Below are 25,532 nucleotides of genomic sequence, written 5' to 3' on the forward strand. Positions count from 1 at the left end.
GGTGCCGACCGTTCAGCCTAGCTGGCGCGCGTACGCCTCGGCGAGCTGGTGCCGTGAATCGTCGAGGTAGACGGCCAGCAGCCGCTCCGCAGCGGGGACGTCGCCGCCCCGCAGGGTGTCGAGTATCTCCTGGTTCCGCGGCAGATAGGGCTCGTGGAAGCGGCGCGGGTTCTCCATGACGTGGAAGACCAGGCGAAGCTCGGCCAGCACCCCGCGCATCATGTCGTCGGTGCGGGGGCTGCCGGCCAGCGCGGCGATGCCCTGGTGGAAGTGCATATTGGCGGTTCCCAGGTCGCGCCAGCGGTGTTCGGCGGCGGCGCTGCGGCCCGCGTCGACGGCGGCTTCGATCGGGCCCAGCTCGTAGGGCGGCGCGGCGAGCTGGCGCAGGGCGGCGCATTCGACCAGGCGGCGCACCCGGTAGAGGTCCTCCAGGTCCTCGACGGTCAGCTTGCGGACGAACATGCCCCGGTTGAGCTCGTGGACGAGCAGCCGTTCATGGGTCAGCAGCCGGAAGGCTTCGCGCAGGGTGTTGCGGGAGACGCCCAGCGCACCGCCGATCTCCTCCTCGATCAGCCGGGTTCCGGGGCGGAAGGCGCCCTCGATGATCCGGGTCCGCAGGATGCCGGCGACGCGTTCCGCCGTGCTGGTGCGCCCCAACAGCCTCCGGTCCTCGCTGAGTTCGCCCAGCACGTTCTCGCTCATGGCGGAAGTCAATCGCAGTTCGCAGAACAGGACAACATGAGGATTGCGGAATCGTTCAACAATCCTCTACTTTGACGGTCGAAGCCATGTGAGACCTGTGTCACAGGGTCTGCCAACTCGCGCCCGCGACACGGACGTTGCCGGGCGCGCGCACGGACCCGGCGGGGACGGACGTCCGCCCTGCGCCCGGATCCGTCAGCGCCTCCGTCCCGCTCCGTCCCCCGGCCCGGCGGCCGGGCGGCGCCTACGACACTGCAAACGGGAGGACTCCATGCCCACCAGCACCCCGCCCGGCCGGACCGGTCCCGCCGAGGCCCGTGCCCGCTTCCGCGCCGGTCTCGCCGTCCACACGGCAGGCTGGGCACCCGGCCGCATACGGGCGCATCTGGCGGCCGTCCCCGTCACATGGGCCCAGGACCTGTCGCTCTACTGCGCCGCGAACCGGCACGTCCTGCCCGTGCTCGACATCGGCGACTCCGGCGGCTGGACGACCCGCCTGGCGGCCGGCGCCGACCTGCGCACCGATCTGCCCCGCTACCGGGTATGGGAGGACGGCGGACTCGTCGCCGAACCCTCGCACGTGACCGGGCACTGGCGCGACGACCTCGTGCCCTTCCTGCTCGGCCGGCCCCTCTCGCTGGACGCCCGGCTGGCCGCGGCCGGTGTTCCGCTGCGCCACCTCGAACAGGGGCGGAGCCTGCCGCTGTTCGTGACCAACCGCTCCTGCCGGCCCGCGGGCCGACTCAGCGGCCCGCTCGTGGTGGCCATGCGGCCGGTGCCGGCCGCGCTCGTCGCGACCGCCCGGGCCGCCGGTGGTGCGGCGCGGTTCTCGCAGACCGGGCCGGTGCACGCCGGTGACCCTGCCGCGCTCGGCATCCGGGCCCTCTCCCGGCCCGATTTCGGCACTCCTGTGCGGCCCGAGCCCGGCGACGTACCGGTGTTCTGGGCGAGCGCCGTGTCCCTCCAGGCAGCGTTGATGTCCGCACGACCCCCCTTCGCCCTCACCGAGGCGCCGGGCCACCTGCTGATCACCGATCTGTCGACGGAGACGGCCCTGGCGGCCTGAGAGAACCGCACCGCCCGGCCCCGCGGCACCGCACGAACACGGCCCCCGCGACCGGCGCGCAGGGCCGGCCGCGTCAGGCGGCGGGCGGGGAGAGCCGGCCCCGGATGGTGGTCTGGACGTCGGCCTCCTCGGCGGGATCGGCGGCCAGTCGGCGGAGGCGCTCCACGACGCGGGCGTCACCCGTGGCGGCACACGCGGCGGCGACCTGGCGGGTGGACTCCTCGCAGTCCCACAGGCACTCGATGGCGAACCCCGCGGGGAAGGACGGGTCGGTGGCGGCCAGGGAACGGGCGGTGCGCCCGCGCAGCTGGGAGGAGGCGGTCTCACGGTAGATGTGCCGCAGAACGGGCGCGGCACAGGTGATGGACAGCCGGCCGGCCCCGTCGACCAGCGGCCACAGCGCGGGGCTGTCGGGCCCCTCCAACCGGATCGTCCGGCGCAGCGCGCCCAGCACGGCGTCGGCGTCCTGGGGGCCGCCCCGGCAGGCCAGCATCTCGGCGGCAGCGGCGGCGAGTCCGTCGGGCAGGGTGCCCTCGGGGGCGGCGGCCCAGTGTCTGGCGCGTTCCAGCGCCGCCCCGGACCGCATCCGGGTGAAGGAGGAGAGCGCGGAGCGGGCGAGCGTGCCGGACGGGTCACCCGCGGCTTCCTCGACGAGGTCGAGCACTTCGGGGTCGTTGCGGTCGGCGAGGTGCCGCAGCGCGGCGGCGCGGGCGGCCTCGCGGGGGCCACGGGCGGCGGCCAGCAGCAGTGGCCGGTCCTCGGGGCCCGCGACGGCGGACAGACAGCGGGCGGCGGGTGCCTCACGGTGTTGCGGCGGATGCTGTTCGTGGCCGTCCTGCGCCCAGTCGAGGATCTCCTGGACGTTCCAGCCGGGCCGCGGCCCGTCGGTGCGCAGTTGGCGCTGCCAGCGGTCGAAGGAGCGGCATTCGCGCACGCGCCGCAGCCGGTCGGCCTGTCCGGGGTGGGCCGGGTCCTCCGCCCACAGGCGCCAGGGGCGGGGTTCGAAGGCGTCGCGGGCGGCGGCGGCCAGTTCGGCGTCGCCTTCCGCGGTGCGGGGGAAGCGGGCCAGGATCGCGGGGCCCAGGGGCCGCAGCCCCTCGTCGTCGTCGCGGACGGCCAGCTCGTCCAGGGCCCATTGCCAGTTGCTGCCGGTGGTGGCGTAGCGGCGCAGCAGGTCCAGGGGGGCGTTGTCGCGCCAGCCGGTGCCCTGGGCCGCCGCGTAGGAGGCGAGGTGTCCCAGGACGGACAGGGCCAGACCGGTGCGGACCTCCGCCTCCTGCGGGGTGCAGGCGGCGTCGGCGGGGTCGAAGAGGTGCGCGGCGATGTCGTCGAGCCCGGCGTCCAGCTCCCTGTGCAGGCGTGCGTAGTAGAGGGAGCGGTGTTCGATCTGCCAGTCGCGCCTGGGGTCGTGCAGGACGCAGTGCCGCAGCGCGCTGAGGGCTTCGGCGCGCGGCGCCGCGAGGGCGTGCAGCGTCCCGTCGCCGCGGCCCCTCTGGAGGAGGCCGAGCAGCGTACCGCTGGGCGCTATGTCTGAATCGACGGAATCGACGAACATAAGAGTCAGCATCCGGTGCGGGGTATTCGTTGGCAACGGAATTTCCGTTGCCCGGCATTCTTGCCGGTGACAGCGGTTCTACTCCTGGGTTTCAGCTTCCGGGTGCAGGACCGCCGGCATTGGGCGGGAGCCTACCCGGAACCGGGGATTCCGCCGACCCCCCGTACGATGACATCAGGTACGTCATCTGTGACATATGACGGCAGCACCACCGGATCGAGTGTGGCCGAATCCCTCACGGGCAGTCGCGGGCTGTGCGAAAGTCGTAACCGTCTCTCCCCCGTATCGGAGCACTCTATGTCCTCCCACCTCCATGCGGACCACTCTGCCGCGCAGCCACCGGACCGCGGCACGCTGGACGCTCTGATCACCCAGGCCCGCACCCTGCGCGGCGGCCTCGACGCGGTACGGCGGGGTGCGGAGGGCGGTCCGGACGGGCAGGGCCCGCCCGAGCCGGGACCCGCCACCGCCGATCTGCGCGCCCGCTGGCAGCGCGCGCTGTGCGAGCTGGCCGTCCACCAGCTCGACGACCTGGGCAGCCAGCTCGACCAGTTACGGGAAGGGCTGCCGCCCGAGACGCCGCTGACCGGCCCGCCCGCCGACCTGCCCCCGGACCACACCGCGCACGACGGCACCGGCATCGCGCACGGCACCCTGCCCCCGCCCCGCCCCGCTACGGCCTCCGAACTGGTCGGACGGGTGGGCAGCGCCGACTGGAACCTGCTGACGGACGAGGTGTCCTGGTCGCCCGAACTGTTCCGGATCTTCGGCAGGACGGCGGAGGACGGCCCGCTCTCGCTGGACGAACTGCCCTCGTGGGTACTGCCCGAGGACCAGCCGGGCCTGGCCACCGCGTTCACCGACTGCCTCGTCGACGGCCGCGCCGTCGACCACGAGTTCCGCCTCGTCCGGCCCGACGGAGCCGTCCGCACGGTGCATCTGGTGGGCGAGCCGGTGCTCGACGACGACGGCAGCACCGCGTCGATGTGGGCCATGGTGCGGGACGTCAGCGAACTGCGGCGCAGCGAACGGGCCGTACGCGAGACCCGCGACTCCCTGCAACGCGAACGGCATTTCGCCCAGACCGAACGCCGGCTCGCCGTCGAACTGCAGCGGACCGTGCTGCCGCCCTGGCGCGGTTCGCTGCGGTTCCCGCACGGGGACGACCGGGTCGTGGGCGCCCTCGATCTGGCCGCGCACTATCTGCCGTCGGCCACCAGTACGTTGGTCGGCGGCGACTGGTACGACGCGCTGGAGCTGCCGGGCGGCGCGACGCTGCTGACGGTCGGCGATCTGACCGGGCACGGGGTGACCGCGGCCTCCGGTGTGGCGATGCTGCTGGGCGCCGTGCGCGGCATGGCGGTGGCGGGCGTGGGCCCGGGCCCGCTGCTGGGGCATCTGAACCACCTGCTCGACGCGGCGGCCCAGCCGTCGCTCGGCAGCGCGCTGTGCTGCCGCTACGAACCGCACGCGCGAACCCTCACCTGGTCCCAGGCCGGGCACCCCCCGCCGCTGCTCTTCCGGCACGGCAGGGGCCGGGTGCTCTCCCGTCCGGAAGGCGTCCTGCTGGGTGTGACCTCCGGGGCGGTGTACGGGCAGCGCACCGAGCAGCTGGCACCGGGCGATCTGCTGATCCTCCACACCGACGGGCTCGCCCCCGGGGCCGGGCAGGAGGGCACCCCGCGCCGCCCGGGTGCCCCGCATCCGGGCGCCGTCCGGCTGCTGGGTCTCGGCGACAGGTTCGCCGCGGCTGCCTCGGCGCAGGAGTGCGTCCGGGCCGTCGCCGAGGAGTTCGACGACAGGGCCCGGGAGGACGACGCCTGCGTGCTGGTCGTGCGGATCGCGGCGTAGCGCGCTCGCACGGACGGACGGCCCGGGACGGCGGGACACGTGCCGGCGTGTGTCCGTGCACAACCGCACAACGGCCGCGCGCGGCCGGACCGGGCACTGCGGCAGCGCGCGAGCTGGAACCGCACGCGGTTCGGGTGAGCCACCTCGGCCCGGGAGGGTCACGGCGGCTCACCCCTCTCTGTGGCCCCTCACACCAGCCTGGCCCCCTTGACCCCGCGCGCCCCCTTGGTGCCCCGGATGTCGCCCGGTGTCCGTTGCAGCTCGTCGGCGCCCTTGAGGTGCCGGGCGCCGCGCGAGGACCTGGGCGCCCTGGGCATCAGCTCCCGCATCTCCTCGCGGAGTTGCTCGATCTTCCCGTACCCGGCGTACTGCCCGGTCAGCCGGTACATCTCGCGCAGCCGGTCCCAGGTGCGGTGGGAGGAGTTCTCACTGATCGACAGCAGGGCCAGCCGCGCATAGCGGTCGGCCTGCTCCGGGTCGTCGGAGATGAAGCAGGCCGAGGCCATCGAGATGTAGTCGAAGATCTGCGACCGCTGCCGTCGCTCGTCCCGGAGCGCCAGGGCCCGCTTGGCGTGCCGCTCGGCCATCCGGGCCGCGACGGGTTCGTGCTCGGCGAGGGTGCGGAAGGCGAGGGCCTCCATGCCGTGCAGATCGGCCTCGTCGAACATCTGCATCCAGTCGGGCGGCTCCTCGTCGGACCTGTCCGAGGCGAACAGTTCCTCGGCCCGGCCCAGGGTGCGGCGCATCTCCTGGCCGCGGCCCATCGACGCCTGCGCCCACGCCTCGATGGTGTGGAACATGGCGCGAGTGCGGGGCAGGGCCTGTTCCCCCGAGCCGGACTGGGCCAGCTGCACCAGGTCGAGCGCGTCGTCCGGGCGCCCCAGGTGCACCATCTGGCGGGCGGCGCGGGAGAGCGCCTCGCCCGCGCGGGGCCGGTCGCCGCCCTCGCGCGCGGCGTGCGCGGCGATGACGAAGTACTTCTGGGCCGTGGGCTCCAGCCCCACGTCGTGCGACATCCACCCGGCGAGCACCGCCAGGTTGGCGGCGACCCCCCACAGCCGGCTCCGGAGCGGCTCGGGGTGGTGGTAGGCGAGCATGCCGCCGACCTCGTTGAGCTGGCCCACCACGGCCTTGCGCTGGAGGCCGCCGCCGCGTGCGGCGTCCCAGGCGCGGAAGACCTCGACGGACCTCTCCAGCGCCTCGATCTCCTGGAGCCCCACGGGGGCCGCTTCGTAGCGGTCGTAGCCGGCCGGGCCGGCGTGGGCGAGTTCGCCCGGTGGCCTGGCGCCCTGGGCGGCGGGTCCGGCGGGGTCCGCCATGAGCCAGTCATGCATGGCACTGCTGAGTGCCGATCCTGCGGCGAGCGCGGCGCCCGCGCCCACCAAGCCGCGTCGGTTGAGCATGAGGTCCATTCCCGTGAATTCGGTGAGGACCGCGGCAACCTGCCCGGACGGCAGGGGAAGCCCGTCGAAGGACTCGCCCTGGGCCGTCTGCCCCGGCCGGCTGAACCCGAGATCCTCAGTGGTCACGACACGGCCGAGTCGCTCGGTGAACAGGGCGGCCAGCACCTTGGGCACCGGATCGCGCGGGGTTTCCCCCGTGTCGATCCAGCGGCGTACGCGTGAGGTGTCCGTCGCCAGTTGCGGATACCCCATCGCCGCCGCCTGTCTGTTGACCAGCCGGGCGAGTTCGCCCTTCGACCAGCCCGCGAGGGCGAACAGGTCCGCCAGGCGCGCGTTGGGTCCCTTGGTCACGTCAAGCCCCCAGGTTCTCGGCTGAGTTGACAGTAGCCTCCCGGGGACGCACCGCGACGGCCTCGCGCTCATTCGCCAGGGTTCGCCAGGGTCCGCCACATGGTGTGCCACCCGCACTCGGGTGTCCTGTAGGAACGCGCCACCTCGGACCTCCCGTCCGGCCCGCATTCCCCAGGGTGCACACGGCCACGGCGGACATCCGGGGAGGCGCGGCAACCGTCGGCACACGAAGGGATCTCGCGCGCCCATGTATTCAGCACCGTCCCCCGTGTCCGTGCAGCGCCGGCCGCGTGCGGCACCGCCGCTCCCCCACGGCGGGCGAGCGGCCGTTCTGGGCCCCGACCCGGCGCGTGACCCGTCGCGCGCGCCGGGCGCGTCCGGCCCCTGGGCCGGGGCCCAGCCGGGGCAGCGCGCGCCCGTCGCCGCGCCACCCCGGCCCGTCAGCGGGAGGCTGGACCTGACCGGCCCGCACGGCGCGCAGCTGCGCGCCGCCATCGCCGCCATCCACCGGGTCTGCCCGGATTTCGCGCCCGTCCAGTTGCTCCGCAGGCGTGGACGGTCGGTGCTCCTCGCGGGCACCGCGGGCCGCAACACGGTGATCGCCAAGTGTCTGCTGGACCACTCCCCCGCCTGGGTGGAGCGGTTCCAGCACGAAATAACGGCCTACCGCGCGTTCGTCCGGCACCGGGCGCCCGTGCGCACGCCCAAGCTGATCGCCGCCGACCCGGACAGCTGCACGCTGGTGATCGAACGGGTGCCCGGCAGGATGGCGGCGGCGCAGCGGCATCCGCTGGACGCGCCACCCCTCGCGGATCTGCGGGTGGTGCTGGGCACGTTCCACCGGCTCAACCAATGGGAGCCGCCCGCGGGCCTGTTCGAGCGACCCGTGGACTATCCGGCACGGCTGGAGCGCTACCACGCGCAGGGGCTGCTGACCGACCGCGACCTGGGCGACCTCCAGAAGCTGCTGCACGGTCTGGTGCAGCCGGCCGGCCGGGGAGGGCGGCGGAGCGTGCCGTGGCAGTTCTGTCACGGGGACGCGCTGCTCACGAACGTCATGCTGGGGCCGACCGGTCCCTCGCTGGTGGACTGGGAGCACGCCGGCTGGTACCTGCCGGGGTACGACCTGGCGTCGCTGTGGTCGGTCCTGGGCGACGCGCCGGCGGTGCGCCGTCACATCAGCCAGCTCGCCCAGAAGGCGGGACCGGCGGCGCGGGATTCCTTCCTGGTGAACCTGATGCTGATTCTCACCCGGGAGATCCGCACCTACGAGACGGCGGTGCAGCGAACCATGCGGGACCCCTCCGGCCAGGTGGCAGCCCAGGCCGCCGCGGCGGTGCGGGCGGGCACCATGCCGACAGGCGAGGCGCAGCGGCTGCTGCTGCGCCGGCTGCACGAGGACTGTCAGACGGCCCGCCGCGCCGTCCGGGCCGCCGTCGGCACCCGCTGAGCGGGAGGGGAACGGTGTGCCGCGCGGTGGCGTCACCGGTGCAGACCGGTGGCATCCGGGTGCCGGGTGACGTGCGACGTCGCCGGTCCGGCCGGGTTTCCCGGCGGATCGGCGACGGCTCCCCGCAGGATGATTGACGGATCGTCGGCCAGTCGGTACGTCTGAGGACTGCTCGCGCTCGTGACCCCACGGCGCCCAGTCCGAGGAGGCGGCATTGCCACGATCCGTGCGTGACCCCGACAGCACTCCCACCGGCGGCAGACGCGGCGGCCGGATCCCCCGCGGGCGGGCCGCCCGCACCTCGGCCGTCTCGGTGGCGACGGCCGCACTCGTCGTCCCGCTGCTGACGGCGGGGACCCAGGCGACGGCGGACCAGCCGGGCGGCGGGCTGCAACGCCAGTTCGCGGCAGCCGCCGAGCAGTACGACGTGCCCGAGAGCGTGCTGCTGGGCGTCTCGTACCTCCAGTCCCGCTGGGACACGCACCAGGGTGCGGCCAGCGTCTCGGGCGGTTACGGCCCGATGCATCTGACCGACGCGCGGGCGGCGCTGTCCGCCGCCCGCTCACAGGGGCACGCCGACGGCGAGGACGCGCGGGGTGATGCGGCCCGCCCGGTCCGCGAGACGGCGGCGCCCGCGCGCCCGCGTGCGTCCGGGACGCTGCCGGCGCGGCTGCGGACCCTGGAGCGGGCCGCGGAGCTGACGGGGCTGCCGCGGAAGCAGCTGCGCTCCTCGACGGCGGCGAATGTGCGCGGCGGTGCGGCCCTCCTCGCGGACGCGCAGCGGCGGCTGGGGCACCCGCTCAGCGCCGACCCGGCCGACTGGTACGAGGCGGTTGCCGCCTTCCCCGGCGGGGGGCGTGGCGAGGCGGAGGCGACGGCGTTCGCCGACGAGGTGTTCACGGTGCTGCGCGAGGGCGAGCGGCGGGTCATCGACACCGGTGAGACGCTCGTACTGCGGGGCGATCCGCGGCTGCGGGTCCCGGCGGCCGGGCAGCGGCGGGCCGGTGACGGGCGGGCGGAGTGCCCGCGCACCGTGGACTGCGAGTGGTATCCGGCGCCGTACGAGAAGTTCACCGACTCCTCGGGCGCCGAGGACTACGGCAACCACGACAGGACGCGTCGTCCGGATTCCCAGAAGATCGACTACATCGTCGTCCACGACACCGAGGAGGTGTACGAGCGGACGCTCGATCTGGTAACGAATCCGACCTATGTGTCGTGGAACTACACGCTCCGCTCCTCGGACGGGCACATCGCGCAGCACGTGCGCAACAAGGACGCCGCCTGGCACGCGGGCAACTGGTACGTCAACTCCAAGTCGATCGGGCTGGAGCACGAGGGGTTCCTCACCAGCCCGGACGCCTGGTTCACCGAAGCCATGTACCGCAGCTCGGCCCGCCTGGTGAAGTATCTGGCGAAGCGGTACGACATTCCGCTGGACCGGCAGCACGTGCTCGGCCACGACAACGTGCCCGGCAGCACGGCGTCCGGCGTCAAGGGGATGCACACCGACCCCGGTCCGTACTGGGACTGGGAGCACTACTTCAAGCTGCTGGGCAAGCCGTTCACGCCGAAGGCGGGACCCCGGTCGTCGATCGTGACGATCCGGCCGTCCTACGAACGGAACGAACCGGTCTTCACCGGGTGCACGGCGGCGGGCACGCCCTGCCCCGCGCACGGCTCCTCGGCGGTGCGGCTGCACCAGGCGCCGGACGCCTCCTCGCCGCTGGTCAAGGACGTGGGGCTGCGACCGGACGGTACGCCGTCCACCACGGGGGTCAACGACACGGGGGCGCGGGCCACGGCGGGCCAGCAGTACGCGGTGGCGGACCGCCGGGGTGACTGGACGGCGATCTGGTACCTGGGGCAGAAGGCCTGGTTCCACAACCCGTCCGCCCGCCCGGTCGCCGTCCCCTCGCGCGGCGTGGTGATCGAGCCCCGCGAGGGGAAGGGGGAGATCCCCACGTACGGCCGCGCCTACCCGGAGGCCGCCGCGTACCCGCAGGGCGTGCCGGTGCAGCCGCTGTCCACGCTGCCGTACAAGCTGGCCCCCCACCAGCGTTACGTGGCGGGCCTCAAGACGGCGGGTGAGTACCTGTACGCCGTCGAGTACGACCCGGACGCCACGTCGTTCCAGGTGGTGCGGGGCGAGCAGAAGTACTACCAGATCCAGCTCGGCCACCGGGTGGCGTTCGTGAAGGCGGACGACGTGCGGGTGGTCCGCTGACCCACCGGACCGCCCTCTGCCGCGGGTGAGGGCTGAGGCATGGCGCGGGGGCGGTGCGCACGGGAGTGCCGCCGCCCTCGTGGCGTACCGGGGCGTGCGGGGGCGTTCGGCCCGCGCGTGTGCCGCTTCCGCGCCTACTGCTGGAACATCTGGGCCGGCAGTGGCTTGAGGAGGGCGTAGAGGTCGTTGGTGATGGGCCGGTCCCAGCTGGCGATGGTGACCAGGATGCCGTCGCTGCGGTCGAACTGGACGCAGGAGATACGGTCCTCGGACAGCTTGACGCGGCGCACGATCAGCAGGTTGTCGTCGTGCATCACCGGGTCGTCCTCGGTGCCGACCACCTCGACGTGCTCGTCGTTCTCCAGCGCGGACAGCAGCTGGGCCACCTCGAAGGGCACCTCGCCCTCCTCGACCTCCCGCGCGGGCGAGCCCTCCGGCAGATTGCCGATGATCATCGCGGGGCCGCGTCCGCCGAACAGGTCGTAGCGCAGGAAGACGCCCTGGCAGGTGCCGTCCGGGGCGGGCAGCAGACCCGCGCCGAGATTCCCCGGCCAGTCGGACGGATCCATGGCCAGGACATCGAAATCCGGCCCGGCGGGTGTGGCGGGGCTGCGACGGCGGAGGAACGACATGGCGCAATAGTACGTCGCCGCCGTCGCCCGCCCCGTCCCGCGCCCCCTCAACTCCCGTACCGCCACGAGGGGCGGCCGGGGCGGCTCAGGGTGCGGTGGCCGCGGTCTGCGCGGTCGCCGTACGGGCGAGCGCCAGCAGGCGGGTGGCCCTCTCCCGCAGGCCCGGGGTGCAGTCCGGTTCGGCGAGGGCGGCCCGCAGATGGTGGGCCGCGGCGGCGGGGGTGCCGGAGCGGAACGCCGCGAAGGCGAGCTCGTAGAGCAGGGCGGGGCGGTCCCGGCGGGCGGGCGGTTCGTTCAGGGCGCGGCCCAGACAGCGGTGGGCGGCCTCGGGGGCTCCGGCCGTGGCATAGGCGCGCGCGGCCCGGCGCAGGTCGGTGACGACGGCGGGGTCGGCGTCGGGGTGGACCTCCAGCAGGTGCCGGGCGCAGTCGGTGGGAGCGGCGCCGGCGAGGGAGAGGGTGGCCGCCGCCTGGCCGTGCAGTGCCGTACGGGTGGCGGCGGGGATGCTCCGGTAGACCTCGCTCGCGAGGGAGGGGTGGCGAAAGCGCGGTGTCCCGCCGGCCTCCGGTGTGCCGGGGCCTGCCGGGCCGTCGTCTTCCGCGGTGTGGAGGATGCCGGCCCGGCACAGGGTCTCGGTCGCCTCGCGGGCCGCCTGGGCGTCGAGTCCGGCCACTCGTGCGGCGCGTGCGGGGGTGGTGTCGGTGCCGAGGACGGCGACGGCCCAGCTGAGCCGTACACAGGCCGGACCGAGGCCGTGCAGGTGTTCGAGGAAGCCGGGTGGCTCGACGCCGCGGGCCAGGTCGGCCAGCCGGCCCACGGCATCCCGGTGGGGTGAGAGACCCGCCTCCCGGGCGCGGGCCAGCAGCCGGGTGACGGCGAGCGGGGTGCCGCCGGTGAGGGACCAGCACTCCTTGGCGAACGCGGGCTGCTCCGCGCCGCCGAAGGTCTCCTTGACGAGGGTGTCCACGGCTGCTGCGCTCAGCGCCGGGAGGGCTCTCGGTCTCTGGCCGCCCGCGAGGACGGCGTCGGGCAGGTGCGCCGTCTCCGGGCGCAGCTGTGCGGGGTCGTAGGCAAGGGCGCACAGCAGGGGCAGCCCGGGCACCTGCGGCAGCAGCCCGGTCAGCCAGTGCAGCGAGGCGGGGTCGGCCCAGTGGACGTCGTCGACGAGGAGGACGAGCGGGGTGCCGCGGGCGGCGAGCCGCTCGGCGAGGTGGGCGAGGAGCCGGTCGAGGGCGCGGCGGACGGCGTGCGGGTGGGGTGGCACGGTGCGGGCCGGGGCGGCGAGTCCGGCGGCGGGCGCCGCCAGGGCGTGGTGCCGGCCCAGCGCCGCGCGCAGGCCGGGCTCCCGGCAGCCGGGCGGCAGCGGGTGGAGCAGGGCGCGGACGAGGTGGAAGCCGGCTTCCTGTTCCTGTTCGCCGCCTGTGGCGCGCAGCACGGTGCAGCCGCGTGCGGTGGCGCGGGCGGCCGTCTCGTCGAGCAGTGCCGTCCTGCCCAGCCCGGGACCGCCGGTGAAGGCGAGCAGGCCGCCGGAGCGCGGGGCGGTTCCCGGTGTCCCGCACAGCCGGGCCAGTCCCCGCTCGACGGCGGCGAGTTCGGCATCCCGCTCCAGCAGCGCCACGATCGTGTCCTCGCCGTCCTCGCTCCTCGGGGCAGTTGTGCCGAGCCTACGCCAGGGGCGGGAGCCGACGGTGGGGGTTGGCGGGTCCCTGCCGAAAACCGGCCGGAGCGTGACCTGCCGGGTGTCCGTCGCAGGCCACGGGGCGGGACCCGGGCGCACGGCCACCGGCCGGACGGAGCGAATATGGATGCATTAAGAAAGCATCATTCTGTTGGGGAAAGGTCCGTCATGCCGCACATCACCATCGACTACTCCGGCGAACTGGAGGCGGCTTTCGACCGGAGGGCCTTCGTGCGCGAGCTGCATCCGATGGTGCTGGCCCGGACCGGTTCGGCGGGCGTGTGCAAGACGTTCTGCCGTCCGGCGGCCGAGACCTACGCCGGGGAGGGGGAGGCCGGGCCGGTGGCCTTCGTACACGTCGAGGTGGGGCTGCTGCCCGGCCGCCCCGAGCCGCTCAAAGCGCGGCTGGCGGAGCAGGTGCTGGCCCTGCTGGACAAGCACCTGCCCGCGGCGGCCAGCCCGGGCGGCGAGGTGATCCGCTCGGCCGAGATACGGGACCTGGCCGCCTCCTACCGGCTGCGGAACGCCCGGCGGGCCGTGCCCGTACCGCACGGCAGCGGCGGCTGAGCCGGGCCGGAACCCGGGCCCGGACCGCTCAGGAGACGGGCGGCTCGGCGCCGACCAGCCACATCGCGAAGAACTGGGAGCCGCCCCCGTAGGCGTGCCCCAGGGCCCGCCGGGCGCCGGGTACCTGGTGCTCACCGGCCAGTCCGCGCACCTGGAGCGCCGCCTCGGCGAAGCGGAGCATCCCGGAGGCGCCGATGGGGTTGGTGGACAGCACCCCGCCGGAGGGGTTGACGGGCAGGTCCCCGTCGAGGCCGGTCGCCCCCGACTCGGTCAGCCTCCAGCCCTCGCCCTCCGCGGCGAAGCCGAGGTTCTCCAGCCACATCGGCTCGTACCAGGAGAAGGGCACGTACATCTCGACGGCGTCGATCTCGCGGCGCGGGTCGGTGATGCCGGCCTGCCGGTAGACGTCGGCGGCGCAGTCGCTGCCGGCGCGCGGCGAGACGGCGTCCTTGCCCGCGAAGAGCGTGGGCTCGCTGCGCATCGCGCCGCCGTGCACCCAGGCGGGCGGACGCGGGGCGCGGGCAGCGCCCTCCCGGTCGCTCAGCACCATGGCGCACGCCCCGTCGGAGGAGGGGCAGGTCTCCGAGTAGCGGATGGGGTCCCACAGCATCGGGGAGGAGCGCACCTTCTCCAGGGTGATGTCCTCCTCGTGCAGATGCGCGTACGGGTTCTTGAGCGCGTTGCGGCGGTCCTTGTAGGCGACGAGGGCGCCGATGTGCTCGGGGGCCGAGGTACGCCGCATGTAGGCGCGCACATGAGGGGCGAAGAAGCCGCCCGCGCCCGCCAGCAGCGGCTGCTGGAACGGCACCGGCAGCGAGAGGCCCCACATGGCGTTCGACTCGGACTGCTTCTCGAAGGCGACGGTCAGCACGGTGCGGTGCACACGGGCCGCGACGAGGTTGGCGGCCACCAGCGCGGTGCTGCCGCCCACGGACCCGGCCGTGTGCACCCGCAGCATGGGCTTGCCGACGGCGCCCAGGGCGTCGGCAAGGTACAGCTCGGGCATCATCACGCCCTCGAAGAAGTCGGGCGCCTTCCCGATCACCACAGCGTCGATGTCCGCCCACGTCAGCTCGGCGTCGCGCAGGGCCCGGCCGGCGGCCTCCCGTACCAGCCCGGCCATGGACACGTCTCGGCGGGCGGAGACGTGTTTGGTCTGGCCGACGCCGACGACGGCGACCGGCTCCTTGCCGCTGCCCCGGGCCGTGCGGTGGGTGGCGGTGGTGCTCATCGCGGCTCTCCTTCCGCTGCGCCGTCGGTGTCGAGGACCGCGACGAGGTTGTGCTGGAGGCACGGCCCGGAGGTGGCGTGGGCCACCGCGCGGCGTCCTTCGCCCCGGGCGAGCCGGGCCGCGGCCTCGCCGATCCGGACGAGTCCGGCCGCCATCACGGGGTTGGCCGCCAGCGGCCCGCCGGACGGGTTGACGACGGTCTCCTCGCCGAGCCGCAGCGCGTTGCGCAGGATCACCTCCTGGGAGGTGAAGGGTGCGTGCAGTTCGGCGATGTCCGGGGGCGGGGCACCGGGGTCGAACAGGCCGGCCCGTTCGGCGGCGAGCCGGGTGGAGGGCGAATCGGTGAGGTCGCGGACGCCGAGGCCGTGCGCCTCGATGCGGTGGTCCATGCCGCTGATCCACACGGGGTGGTCGGTGAGGCGGTCCACGGCGTCCCCGGCGGCGAGCACCACGGCCGCGGCGCCGTCGGTGACGGGCGGCACGTCGTGGGCGCGCAGCGGTGCGGCCAGGTAGCCGCCGGCGGTGCGGGCGGCGGGGCCGCGCTGCCGCACGTGCGGGTTGTCCTCGGCGGCCCGGCGGCTGCGGGCGGCGATGCCGGCCAGCTCCTCCTCGTCGGCCAGCCCCGCATCGAGCACCGAGCGGGCCTGGAGCGCGGCGAGGGAGACCGAGTCGGGCCACAGGGGTGCCAGGTGGTAGGGGTCGAGCTGCCGGGTGAGCACCATGGGCAGGTCACCGAGCGAGGACTTGCCCCAGGCGTAGACCAGCGCGGTGTCCGCCTCTCCGGTGAGGAGTTTCACCCATGCCTCGTAGAGCGCCCAGGCGCCGTCCATCTCGACGTGGGACTCGGAGATCGGCGGCCAGGCGCCGACCCCGTCGAGGGCCATGGTGAAGGAGAAGGGGCGGCCCGCCAGGTAGTCGGAGGACCCCGAGCAGGTGAAGTCGATCTCGCCGGTGGACAGTCCCGTCCGGTCGAGGACCTCGCGCAGGACGGGCAGCAACATCTCGACCTCGGACAGCCCGTCGGCGGCGCGTACATGGTCGGTCTGCGCGAAGGCGACGACGGCGGCCTTCCTGGTGTCCGTGCCGGTCACAGCAGCTCCTTGTACGTCTCGTAGTCGGCGTCGGGCTCTCCGGTGGGCCGGTAGTGGTCGGGGTAGCGCCCGCCCTCGGTCCACACCGGCTCCACCCGCAGTCCCATGCGCACCTGGTCGTAGGGGATGCCCGCGATGCGGCCGTGCAGCGCCAGGCCCGCGCCGTCCAGGGCGATGTGCCCGTAGACGTACGGCACGTCGATGTCCAGGTTCTTGGCCTTGATGTTGACGACGCAGAAGGTGGTGACCGTCCCGGCCGGGCCGACCTCGACCTGTTCGTCGGTCGCGACACCGCAGGTGGGGCAGGCGCCGCGCGGGGGGACGTAGACCTTGCGGCAGCGCGGGCAGCGCTCGCCCAGGGTGCGGTGCTCGGCGAGGGCGTTCAGATAGCGGGTCTGGGCGCGGCCCGGGGTGTAGGTGTAGTCGAGGCGGGCCTCGGCGACGATTCCGGTGACCGGGTCGGCGAACGTGCCGGTGTGGGGGGCGGGTTCGGCGGGGCCCTCCTCGTCGCCGGCGGGTTCGAAGCAGGCGATGTCGGTGATGGCGCCGCCGCGGTGCTCCGCCCAGCGGATGCGGACGCGCATGCCGGTGCTGACGGACTCCGGGCCGCCGGGTGCGTCGAGGGCGTGCAGCAGGGCGGTGTCGGCGCCGTCGAGGCGGACCAGCACCCAGGCGAACGGGTGCTGGAGGGGCTGCCCCCTGCGCGGGGTGGCGTTCCACGACCAGGTGGTGACGGTGCCGGTGGACGCGACCTCCACCAGGTCGCGGATCTCCTCGGCGGTGACGGGGTCGTACTCGGTGGGCGGGACGAGGATCCGGCCGTCGGTCCCCCGCGCGCCCAGGACGGTCCCCTCGCGCAGCCCGGTGAGGAAGGCGCTCTGCACGGGACCGAGCGAGCGGGTGAAGGGGAACTCGACGACCAGCGGTGCGGTGAGCACTTCGTTCATGGGGACTCCCTCCGACTCACGCCCGCCGGAACTGTGGCTCCCGCTTCTGTGCGAAGGCGCGGGCGCCCTCCTTCGCGTCGGCGGTCTCGAAGATCGGCCACCCGCGCGCGAGTTCGGCGGCCAGCCCCTCCTCCTCGGTCATGGCGGCGGTCTCGTACACGGACGCCTTGACCGCCTCGACGGCCAGCGGGCCGCAGGCGTTGACGCGTTCGGCGGTCTCCAAGGCGGCGTCCAGTGCGGTTCCGTCGGGGACGACGCGTCCGATCAGGCCGATGCGTTCCGCCTCGGCCGCGGTGTAGGGCCGCCCGGTCAGCAGCATCTCCAGCGCGTGGGTGCGGGGGATCTGCCGGGGCAGCCGGACGGTGGAGCCGCCGATGGGGAACAGTCCGCGGCGTACTTCGAAGAGGCCGAAGACCGCGGATTCGCCCGCCACCCGGATGTCGGTGCCCTGGAGCATCTCCGTGCCGCCGGCCACGCAGTGGCCCTCGACGGCGGCGATGACCGGTTTGCGCGGCCGGTGGTGCCGCAGCATCGCCTTCCAGTGCAGATCGGGGTCGTCGCGCAGCCGGTCGCGGTACTCCTCGCCGGCCATTCCGTCGCCGGCCAGCGCCTTGAGGTCCATGCCCGCGCAGAAGGCGCCGCCCGCGCCGGTCAGCACGACGGAGCGCACGGCGTCGTCGCGGTCGGCCTCCAGCCAGCCGTCGTGGAGGCCGACGAGCATGGCCAGGGAGAGGGCGTTCTTGGCCTCGGGCCGGTTGAGGGTCAGGACGAGGGTGGCCCCCACCCGCTCCACGGTCAGATGTTCGGTGCCGCCCATCGCGGTGCCTCCCGTCTCCAGGGCCGAAGCGCGGCCGGTGGACCTGGAACAGGTTGCAGTAAGGGCACGGCGACTTCAAGAGTTTTCTGACTACTCGTCATATTTCTTGTGCCGGGCCCCTTCCCGTCTCCGCTCCCCGGTGCTCTGATGAGCGCCTGACGACACGCGCGGGGGAACGCACGCACGCCACACCGAACGCGTACACCGGGGTCCGGGTATGGAGGAGCGCGCCGTGGAGTACAACCTTGCCGACCTGTTCGAGTCGATCGCCGACGCCGTCCCCGACCGCGAGGCGCTGGTCCACCTCGACCATCCCGGCACCGGAGCCGAACGCCGGCTGACGTACGCGGAACTGGACCGGGCCGCCAACCGCCTCGCCCACCACCTCGCGGACCACGGCATCGCACCCGGTGAACACGTCGGGCTGCACCTGTACAACGGCGTCGAGTACGTCCAGACGCTGCTGGCCTGCCTCAAGATCCGCACCGTGCCGGTGAACGTCAACTACCGGTACGTGGCGGACGAGTTGGCCTATCTGTACCGCGACGCCGATCTGGCCGCGCTCGTCTTCGACGGCGAGTTCACCGCGCGGGTGGCCGGCGCGCTGCCCCGCGCCCGCAAGCTCCGCCACCTGGTGCGCGTCGGGCCCGCACCCGCCGGGGCGCCCGAGCCGCGCATCGCGGGAAACGGACCCGTCCCGTTCGCACAGGCCGAGGCGTCCGGATCGGCGGAGCGCGGATTCGGACCGCGGTCCGGCGACGACCTGTTCATCATCTACACCGGCGGCACCACCGGGATGCCCAAAGGGGTGCTGTGGCGCTCCGAAGACCTGTTCTTCTCCGGGCTGGGCGGCGGCGCCCCCACCGGGGAACCCGTCTCACGCCCGGAGGAACTGGCCGAGCGGGCGGCGGCCGGCGGTGAGGGACTCGTCTTCTTCCCCACTCCCCCGCTGATGCACGGCACCTCGACCCTCACGCTCTTCATCGGCCTCGACTACGGCCAGAAAGTCGTACTGCACCGCAAGTTCGTGCCCGAGGAGGTGCTGCGCACCATCGAACGGGAGAAGGTGACCGCCGTCTCCCTGGTGGGCGACGCCATGCTCCGGCCCCTGGTGGACGCCCTCTCGGGACCGATGCGGGGCACCGACTGCTCGTCCCTGCTGGCCGTCTCCAGCTCGGGCGCGATCCTGTCCGAGACCGTGCGCGAGCAGTTCACCGCGCTGGTGCCGCACGCGATGCTCATCAACAACTTCGGCTCCTCCGAATCGGGCTTCAACGGCACGGCGACGGACGACTCGGGCCCCGCGAAGGGCTTCCGCATCGCCGTCAACCAGGGCATGGCCGTGGTGGACCCGGCCACCCGCACGCCGGTCCCCGCGGGCGGGACCGGCCGCCTCGCGCTGCGCGGCCACGTACCGCTGGGCTACTACAACGACCCGGTCAAGAGCGCCGAGACGTTCTTCGAGGCGGATGGCGCCCGGTGGGTCCTGCTGGGCGATATGGCGACGGTCGGCGAGGACGGCGTGGTCACCGTGCTGGGCCGCGGTTCGCAGTGCATCAACACCGGCGGCGAGAAGGTCTTCCCCGAGGAGGTCGAGGAGGCGCTCAAGGCCCACCCCGACGTCTACGACGCGCTGGTGGCCGGCATCCCCGACGAGAAGTGGGGCAGCCGCGTCGCCGCGGTTGTCCAGCTGAGGGCCGGTGCCGCGCCGCTGACCGGCAACGACATCCAGGAGCACGCGCGCACCCGGCTCGCCGGCTACAAGGTGCCGCGCACGGTCGTCCTCACCGACCGCATCCAGCGCTCCCCCAGCGGGAAGGCGGACTACCGCTGGGCCCGGCGGACGGCGGAGCAGGCGGTCTCCCCCTCCTGACCGCGCTCGGCACCCGGGACGGAAGGGCGTCCCGCCAGGTGGAACCGGCCCGTGCGCGGCGGCGCGGGGCGCGCGTACCGTTCCGGCGCCCCCTCCCGTGAAGGAGCCGACCATGTCCACTGTCGTCATCACCGGCGCCGCCTCCGGCATGGGCGCCGCACTCGCGGCCGAACTCTCGGGCGCCGGGCACCGGGTCATCGGTGTCGATCTGGCCGGCACCCGGGTGACGGCGGACCTGGCGACAGCGCGGGGGCGCCGGCACGCGCTGGAGCGGATCGGGGCACTCTCGGGCGGGACCTTCGACGGTTTCGTACCGTTCGCGGGGCTCGCGGCGGCCACCGGCCGGGCCGGCTCGCTGATGGCTTCCGTGAACTACTTCGGCGCGGTCCGGCTGCTGGAGGGGCTGCGGCCCGCACTGGCCCGCTCCCCGGAAAGTCCCGCAGCCGTGCTGGTCTCCTCAAACTCGGCCACGTGCCAGCCCGGCTGGCCCGTCGAACTGGCCGAGGCGTGCCTGGCCGGCGACGAGGAGCGGGCCAGGGCGCTGGCCGACCGGCACGGCGGCGTCGCGGCCTACCCGGCGACCAAGGCGGCGCTGGCCTGGTACGTGCGGGAGCGGGCGGGCAGCCCGGAGTGGGTGGGCTCCGGCATCCGGCTCAACGCGGTGGCGCCCGGACTGATCGACACCCCGATGACGGCGGCGGGCCGCACCGATCCGCTGACCGCGGACGGCATGGCCGCCTATCCCGTTCCGCTCGGCCGTCCCGGCCGTCCCGCGGAGATCACCGCGGCGGTCCGGTTCCTGCTGTCGCCCGCCGCCTCGTTCTGCGTGGGCACCGTGCTGTGCGCCGACGGCGGGACGGAGGCGCTGCTGCGCCCCCGCCACTGGCCCGCCCGGTGGGACCCGCCGGCCGGCTGAGTCCGCCGGCCGGGGGGGCCACGACGGGGCCGAGCGGCCTCATGCCTCCGTCAGGAAGTCCACGACCGCGCGGGTGAACTCCATCGGCCGGGCCTCGTGCACGAGATGACCCGCGCCGTCGATGGTCAGCACCCGCGCGTCGGGGATGCGCTCCGCCATCGACGCCAGGTCCTCCTGGGGCAGATGGCTGCCGTTCCCGCCGCCGACCAGCAGGGTGGGAGCGGTGATGGCCGAGAGCCGCTCCCACCACGCCGGGTCGGGCGCGTTGCGCTGCCGCGTCCACTGGACGGTGACCTCCCAGTCGAACAGCGGGGTGCCGGGCGGTGCTTCGGGGAGCTGCCGCGGCCGGGCGGGCGGGCGCAGTGCGCCGGTCTCCTCCAGGACGAGACGCTCCACCCGGCCGGGATGCTCCTGGGCGAACAGGTAGGCGACGACGGACCCGAAGGAGTGCCCGACGAGGACGGCGCGCTCGATGCCGAGTGCGTCGAGGAACCCGCGCAGGTCGGCCACGAAGTCGGCCAGCGCGTAGGAACCGGGCCAGTCGCTCTCCCCGTGGCCGCGCAGATCGAGCGCGTAGACGGGATGCGCTCCGGCGAGCGCCGAGATGAGCGGACCGCGCCAGTCCTCACCGTCCTCACCGAGGCAGTGGAGCAGGACGACGGGGGTGCCCGTCTCCGCGCCCCAGGCGCGGTAGGCGAGCCGGACCCCGTCGTCGGTGCGTACCGTCTGCGTTCCGTTTTCGCTCATACGGGGGACCGTACCCCGCTATTCGCCGCTCTTCCCGGAGGACTGCGGCGCGGTGTCGCCGCCCCGCCCGGCCAGCTCCGACTTGCGGTAGGAGTAGGCGAAGTAGACGACGAGACCGATCGCGAACCAGACGCCGAAGCGCAGCCACGTCTGCCAGGCGAGGTAGGTCGTCAGCCAGATCGAGAAGGCCACACCCAGCAGCGGGACGACGGGCATGCCGGGGACCTTGAACTTGCGGGGCAAGTCGGGGCGCCGGTAGCGCAGCACGATCACCGCGATGCACACCACCACGAAGGCCAGCAGGATGCCGATGTTCGTCATCTCCGCCGCTTCCTCGATGGGCAGGAAACCGGCGATGACGGCGGAGGCGATGCCCGCGATCCAGGTCACGCGGGTGGGCACGTGGCGCACCGGGTCCGTCTTGGCGAACCACTTGGGCAGCAGCCCGTCGCGGCTCATCGCGAACCACACGCGGGTGACGCCCAGCATGAAGGTGAACATCACGGTGAGGATGCCGATGATGGCGCCGACGGCGATGATGTCGGCGACCCCGCTGAGCCCGACGGACTTGAAGGCCGTCGAGAAGCCGCTGTCGGGGTCGATGTCCTTGTAGTTCTGCATGCCGGTGAGCACCAGGCAGACCGCCACGTACAGCACCATGGAGATCACCAGCGAGTAGATGATCGCCTTGGGCATGTGCTTCTGCGCGTCCTTCGACTCCTCGGCCGCGGTGGACATCGCGTCGTACCCGAAGACGGCGAAGAAGACGGTGGCCGCACCCGTGAAGGCACCCGACAGCCCGAAGGGGAAGAACGGCTTGTAGTTGCCGGTCTTGATGTGGAAGACGCCCACGACGATGACCAGCAGCACGACCGCGACCTTCAGCGCCACGACGATCAGCTCGAAGCGCGCCGCGTTCTTGATGCCCCGGGTGAGGGCGAAGGCGATCAGCAGACACAGCAGCGCGGCGAACAGGTCCACTCTGTGACCGTCCCCGGTACCGGGCGCGCCCAGCATCCAGGCGGGCAGCGAGGCCCCCATCTCCTCCAGCAGGAAGGAGAAGTAGCCGGAGATGCCGATGGCCACCACCGACACGATGGCCGTGTACTCCAGCAGCAGGTCCCAGCCGATGAACCAGCCGCCGAGCTCGCCCAGGACCGCGTAGCCGTAGGTGTAGGCGGAGCCGGCCTTCGGGATGAGGCCGGCGAACTCCGCGTAGGACAGGGCCGCACAGGCGCTGGCCAGCCCCGCCACGAGGAACGAGATCAGCACGGCGGGGCCCGCCTTGCCGTTGGCGACGGTGCCCGCGAGGCTGAAGACACCGGCGCCGATGATGCCGCCGACGCCGATCGCGGTCAGATGCCGCAGGCCGAGCGTGCGGGTGAGCTGCTGCCCCGAGCCTCCCTCCGCTTCGTCGATCTGCTCGATGGGTTTACGGCGCAGTACGCCTTCCCCGCTCCACAGCCCGGCCATGGGTCCTCTTCCTGCCGTTGGTGCTTCTGACGGCGCCGCCGCGGGCGGGCCCGCGACCGCGCGCGATCATCATGGCCGGGCAGGGCAGGAGAGAGAAGTGGCCACGAGGTCTCCATTGGGCATCGTTGCCGGGCGGGCCGGCGGAGCGGGCGGGGCGCTGGGTGCTCAGACCGCCCGGGTGCGGCCCTGCCAGTAGGGGTCGCGCAGCCGGCGCTTGTACAGCTTGCCGTTGGGGTCGCGGGGCAGCTCGGCGACGAAGTCCACCGATTTGGGCCGTTTGTAGCCGGCGAGCCGTTCACCGCAGTGGGCCAGTATCGCCTCGGCCAGCTCCGGCCCCGGCGTATGACCGGGCGCCGGCTCCACGACGGCCTTGACCTCCTCGCCCCAGTCGTCGTGCGGGATGCCGAACGCGGCGGCGTCCGCGACGGCCGGATGGGTCAGCAGCACGGCCTCGATCTCGGCGGGGTAGATGTTCACCCCGCCCGAGATGATCATGTCGATCTTGCGGTCGCGCAGGAAGAGATAGCCGTCCTCGTCGAGGAAGCCGAGGTCACCGACGGTGAAGAAGTCCCCGATCCGGTTCTTGCGGGTCTTGTCCTCGTCCTTGTGGTATGAGAACCCGCCGGTGTGCATCTTCATGTAGACGGTGCCCAGTTCGCCGGGGCCCAGCCGGTTGCCGTCGTCGTCGAAGACGGCCAGCTCACTGATCGGCCACGCCTTCCCGACGGTGCCCGGCTTGCGCAGCCAGTCCTCGGCCGTCGCGAACGCGCCGCCGCCCTCGCTCGCCGCGTAGTACTCCTCCACGCACGTCCCCCACCACGCGATCATCGCCCGTTTGACGTGGTCCGGGCACGGGGCCGCCCCGTGGACGGCGTGCCGCATCGAGGAGACGTCGTACGCCTCGCGGGTCTTGTCCGGCAGCGCCAGCAGCCGGTGGAACTGGGTGGGCACCATATGGGTGTGGGTGCAGCGGTACCGCTCGATGAGCCGCAGCATCTCCTCCGGCTCCCACTTGTCCATCAGCACCAGCTGGTGCCCGATGTGCAGCGACGCGCCCGCGAACTGGAGCACGGCGGTGTGGTACAGCGGCGAGCAGACGAGGTGCACGTTCTCGTCGAACGGCTTGATGCCGAAGATGCCCAGGAAACCGCCGAGGTGGGCCTCCTCCGGGCGTTTGCCGGTGAGGGGCCGCCGGATGCCGCGGGGACGGCCCGTGGTACCCGACGTGTAGTTCATGACCCAGCCGCCGGTACGGTCGGCCGGCGGTCCGTCCGGCCGGTCGCGCACCAGCTCGGCGTACGGCCTGAAGCCGCCGATCCCGCCGCCCACGGCGTAACGGTGCCGCCCGTCCAGCCCGGCCTCGTCGGCCGCGGCGCGCGCCGCGTCGCCGAACCGGGCATGCGCCAGGAGGGCCTTGGCCCCGGAGTCGGCGAGGATCCAGGCGATCTCCGGCCCGACCAGATGGTGGTTGACCGGCACCATGTACATACCGGCCTGGGTGGCGGCCAGGTAGGCGGCGATGAACTCGGGGCCGTTGGGCAGGATCGTGGCGAAGGCGTCGCCCCGGCCCAGACCCGCCGCCCGCAGACCGTGCGTGATCCTGTTGCACTCCGCGTGGAGCCGGGCGGCGGACCACTGGTCGCCGTCCGGCGCGACGAGAACGGTGCGTTCGGGAGCCCACTGGGCCTGGGCCCAGAACCCGTTGGGTGCGTCCACGACGGTGGCTCTCCCTTCTGATGGCTGCTCGGCACGGCCGGCACTCAGGCCGTTTCGGCGATCCTGTCGAGACGGGCTACGGCGCGCTCGAAACCACGGGTGAGGTCGTCGACGACGGCCTGCACGGACCGTTCGCTGTTCATGGACCCGACGATCTGCCCCACGGGCGTCCCCAGCAGCGGCTCCACCTCGTAGCGCTGGATCCGCGAGTTGGCCTCCGCCACCAGCAGCCCCTGCAGGGGCATGGGCAGCGTCCCGGGGCCGGTGCCCGGCTCCCACGCGTCCGTCCACTCCGTACGCAGCTGCCGTGCGGGCTTCCCCGTGAGCGCCCGGGAGCGCACCGTGTCACCCGGGCCCGCGGCCAGCAGCTTGCGGGTCAGCGCCCGCGATCCGAGGTCGGCCTCGGTGGTGGTCAGCCACACGGAGCCCAGCCAGGCACCCTGCGCCCCCAGCGCGAGGGCCGCGGCGAGCTGTTCGCCGCTGCCGATACCGCCGGCCGCCAGCACGGGCAGCGGATCGACGGCACGTACCACCTCGGGCGTCAGCACCATGGTGGCGATCTCGCCGGTGTGGCCCCCGGCCTCGTACCCCTGGGCGACCACGATGTCGATACCGGCCGCCTTGTGCCGCTCGGCGTGCCGGGGACTGCCGGCCAGGGCCGCCACCGGGATGCCCTGCCGGTGGGCCCGATCGATCACGTCGGGCGGTGGCGAGCCCAGCGCGTTGGCCAGGAGCTTGACGGGATAGTCGAAGGCGACGTCCAACTGGCCGCGGGCCACGTCCTCCATCCAGCCGGTGATGCGCCAGCCGCTGTTCTCCCCCTCGGGGAGCTGCGGGACGTCGTAGTCCGCGAGGATCTTGTGCACGTACGCGCGGTGCTCCTCGGGGATCATCGCTTCGACGTCGGCCTCCGTGACGCCCTCCACCTTCTTGGCGGGCATCACCACATCGAGCCCCCAGGGCAGTCCGTCGGTGTGCTGGGCCATCCAGTCGAGGTCGCCTCTGAGGTCGTCGGGGGCGCCGTAGCGCACGGCGCCGAGCACACCGAAGCCCCCGGCCCGGGTGAGGGCGGCGGCCACGGCGGGGAACGGCGTGAAGCCGAAGAGGGCGTGCTCTGCTCCCAGCTGTCTGCTCAGCTCCGTCTGCATGGGCGCAGGATGCCGCAGCGGCGCGGCGGAGGGAAGACGTTTCCTGATGCGGCGTCAGATTTTTGCCGGAGGGCCGTCACGCCATCGCACC

General features: G+C 73.4%; 20 protein-coding genes. 7 read left to right on the forward strand and 13 right to left on the reverse strand.

All coding sequences use genetic code 11. The annotated features are described in order from the left end of the window. Nucleotides 1-12: 12 nt before the first annotated feature. Nucleotides 13-702, reverse strand: coding sequence for a GntR family transcriptional regulator (locus tag IO40_RS0103480; protein ID WP_031174842.1), 690 nt, complete (start codon nucleotides 700-702; stop codon nucleotides 13-15). A 271-nt stretch (nucleotides 703-973) separates the two neighbouring features. Between IO40_RS0103480 and IO40_RS0103485 the strand changes: the two genes are divergently transcribed. Further along, the gene (locus IO40_RS0103485; RefSeq protein WP_033228381.1) at nucleotides 974-1,768 is read left to right on the forward strand and encodes a D-glutamate cyclase family protein; all 795 of its coding nucleotides are present in this window, start codon (nucleotides 974-976) and stop codon (nucleotides 1,766-1,768) included. Between the two features lie 73 nt (nucleotides 1,769-1,841). Here the strand turns inward: IO40_RS0103485 and IO40_RS0103490 are convergent, their stop codons facing one another. After that, nucleotides 1,842-3,323: a hypothetical protein gene (locus IO40_RS0103490; RefSeq protein ID WP_016467562.1), complete on the reverse strand. Its 1,482-nt coding sequence runs from the start codon at nucleotides 3,321-3,323 to the stop codon at nucleotides 1,842-1,844. A 297-nt stretch (nucleotides 3,324-3,620) separates the two neighbouring features. On the opposite strand from IO40_RS0103490, the gene IO40_RS0103495 reads away from it, so the two are divergent. Further along, entirely contained in the window at nucleotides 3,621-5,174 is a 1,554-nt protein-coding gene (locus IO40_RS0103495) for a PP2C family protein-serine/threonine phosphatase (RefSeq protein WP_031174844.1), read from the forward strand. A 188-nt stretch (nucleotides 5,175-5,362) separates the two neighbouring features. Here the strand turns inward: IO40_RS0103495 and IO40_RS0103500 are convergent, their stop codons facing one another. Beyond that, entirely contained in the window at nucleotides 5,363-6,928 is a 1,566-nt protein-coding gene (locus IO40_RS0103500) for a DNA-binding protein NsdB (protein ID WP_016467564.1), read from the reverse strand. Between the two features lie 247 nt (nucleotides 6,929-7,175). On the opposite strand from IO40_RS0103500, the gene IO40_RS0103505 reads away from it, so the two are divergent. Together IO40_RS0103505 and IO40_RS0103510 are read left to right on the forward strand one after the other, a co-directional pair. Then, entirely contained in the window at nucleotides 7,176-8,378 is a 1,203-nt protein-coding gene (locus IO40_RS0103505) for an aminoglycoside phosphotransferase family protein (RefSeq protein WP_031174845.1), read from the forward strand. 214 nt (nucleotides 8,379-8,592) lie between these two features. Next, on the forward strand, nucleotides 8,593-10,605 hold the full coding sequence (locus IO40_RS0103510; RefSeq protein ID WP_016467566.1) for an N-acetylmuramoyl-L-alanine amidase: 2,013 nt from the start codon (nucleotides 8,593-8,595) through the stop codon (nucleotides 10,603-10,605). Nucleotides 10,606-10,739: 134 nt separating this feature from the next. Here IO40_RS0103510 and IO40_RS0103515 read toward each other — a convergent pair whose 3' ends face one another. Both IO40_RS0103515 and IO40_RS0103520 read right to left on the reverse strand, forming a co-directional pair. Next, the gene (locus IO40_RS0103515; RefSeq protein WP_016467567.1) at nucleotides 10,740-11,237 is read right to left on the reverse strand and encodes a hypothetical protein; all 498 of its coding nucleotides are present in this window, start codon (nucleotides 11,235-11,237) and stop codon (nucleotides 10,740-10,742) included. 85 nt (nucleotides 11,238-11,322) lie between these two features. Next, nucleotides 11,323-12,855, reverse strand: coding sequence for an AAA family ATPase (locus IO40_RS0103520; RefSeq protein WP_051719235.1), 1,533 nt, complete (start codon nucleotides 12,853-12,855; stop codon nucleotides 11,323-11,325). A gap of 228 nt (nucleotides 12,856-13,083) precedes the next feature. Between IO40_RS0103520 and IO40_RS0103525 the strand changes: the two genes are divergently transcribed. Beyond that, nucleotides 13,084-13,482, forward strand: a complete 399-nt coding sequence (locus IO40_RS0103525; protein WP_016467569.1) for a 5-carboxymethyl-2-hydroxymuconate Delta-isomerase — start codon at nucleotides 13,084-13,086, stop codon at nucleotides 13,480-13,482. Nucleotides 13,483-13,510: 28 nt separating this feature from the next. Here the strand turns inward: IO40_RS0103525 and IO40_RS0103530 are convergent, their stop codons facing one another. From IO40_RS0103530 to IO40_RS0103545, 4 genes are read right to left on the reverse strand one after another with little or no spacing between them, the layout of a single operon-like run. Then, on the reverse strand, nucleotides 13,511-14,713 hold the full coding sequence (locus IO40_RS0103530; RefSeq protein ID WP_031174847.1) for a thiolase domain-containing protein: 1,203 nt from the start codon (nucleotides 14,711-14,713) through the stop codon (nucleotides 13,511-13,513). Next, nucleotides 14,710-15,804: a thiolase domain-containing protein gene (locus IO40_RS0103535; protein WP_031174848.1), complete on the reverse strand. Its 1,095-nt coding sequence runs from the start codon at nucleotides 15,802-15,804 to the stop codon at nucleotides 14,710-14,712. The genes IO40_RS0103530 and IO40_RS0103535 overlap by 4 nt, the downstream gene beginning before the upstream one ends. Further along, entirely contained in the window at nucleotides 15,801-16,751 is a 951-nt protein-coding gene (locus tag IO40_RS0103540) for a Zn-ribbon domain-containing OB-fold protein (RefSeq protein WP_016467572.1), read from the reverse strand. Before IO40_RS0103540 ends, IO40_RS0103535 begins: the two co-directional genes overlap by 4 nt. 16 nt (nucleotides 16,752-16,767) lie before the next feature. After that, nucleotides 16,768-17,568 (reverse strand): crotonase/enoyl-CoA hydratase family protein, encoded by an 801-nt coding sequence (locus tag IO40_RS0103545; protein WP_030406894.1) that lies wholly within the window; start codon nucleotides 17,566-17,568, stop codon nucleotides 16,768-16,770. Between the two features lie 232 nt (nucleotides 17,569-17,800). Between IO40_RS0103545 and IO40_RS0103550 the strand changes: the two genes are divergently transcribed. Continuing rightward, nucleotides 17,801-19,441, forward strand: coding sequence for an acyl-CoA synthetase (locus IO40_RS0103550; protein ID WP_016467574.1), 1,641 nt, complete (start codon nucleotides 17,801-17,803; stop codon nucleotides 19,439-19,441). Between the two features lie 112 nt (nucleotides 19,442-19,553). Further along, nucleotides 19,554-20,357, forward strand: coding sequence for an SDR family oxidoreductase (locus IO40_RS0103555; RefSeq protein ID WP_031174849.1), 804 nt, complete (start codon nucleotides 19,554-19,556; stop codon nucleotides 20,355-20,357). 39 nt (nucleotides 20,358-20,396) lie between these two features. Here IO40_RS0103555 and IO40_RS0103560 read toward each other — a convergent pair whose 3' ends face one another. From IO40_RS0103560 to IO40_RS0103575, 4 genes are all read right to left on the reverse strand, one after another. Continuing rightward, the gene (locus IO40_RS0103560) at nucleotides 20,397-21,104 is read right to left on the reverse strand and encodes an alpha/beta fold hydrolase (protein ID WP_031174850.1); all 708 of its coding nucleotides are present in this window, start codon (nucleotides 21,102-21,104) and stop codon (nucleotides 20,397-20,399) included. A gap of 18 nt (nucleotides 21,105-21,122) precedes the next feature. Beyond that, the gene (locus IO40_RS0103565) at nucleotides 21,123-22,577 is read right to left on the reverse strand and encodes an amino acid permease (RefSeq protein ID WP_016467577.1); all 1,455 of its coding nucleotides are present in this window, start codon (nucleotides 22,575-22,577) and stop codon (nucleotides 21,123-21,125) included. Nucleotides 22,578-22,742: 165 nt separating this feature from the next. Continuing rightward, nucleotides 22,743-24,293 carry an acyl-CoA synthetase gene (locus IO40_RS0103570; RefSeq protein ID WP_031174851.1) on the reverse strand — a complete coding sequence of 517 codons (1,551 nt, stop codon included), beginning with the start codon at nucleotides 24,291-24,293 and terminating at the stop codon, nucleotides 22,743-22,745. Between the two features lie 44 nt (nucleotides 24,294-24,337). Continuing rightward, nucleotides 24,338-25,441, reverse strand: a complete 1,104-nt coding sequence (locus IO40_RS0103575; RefSeq protein WP_016467579.1) for an NAD(P)H-dependent flavin oxidoreductase — start codon at nucleotides 25,439-25,441, stop codon at nucleotides 24,338-24,340. Nucleotides 25,442-25,532 lie beyond the last annotated feature (91 nt).

It is taken from the genome of Streptomyces albus subsp. albus, assembly GCF_000725885.1.
GTDB classification, from domain to species: Bacteria; Actinomycetota; Actinomycetes; order Streptomycetales; family Streptomycetaceae; genus Streptomyces; species Streptomyces albus.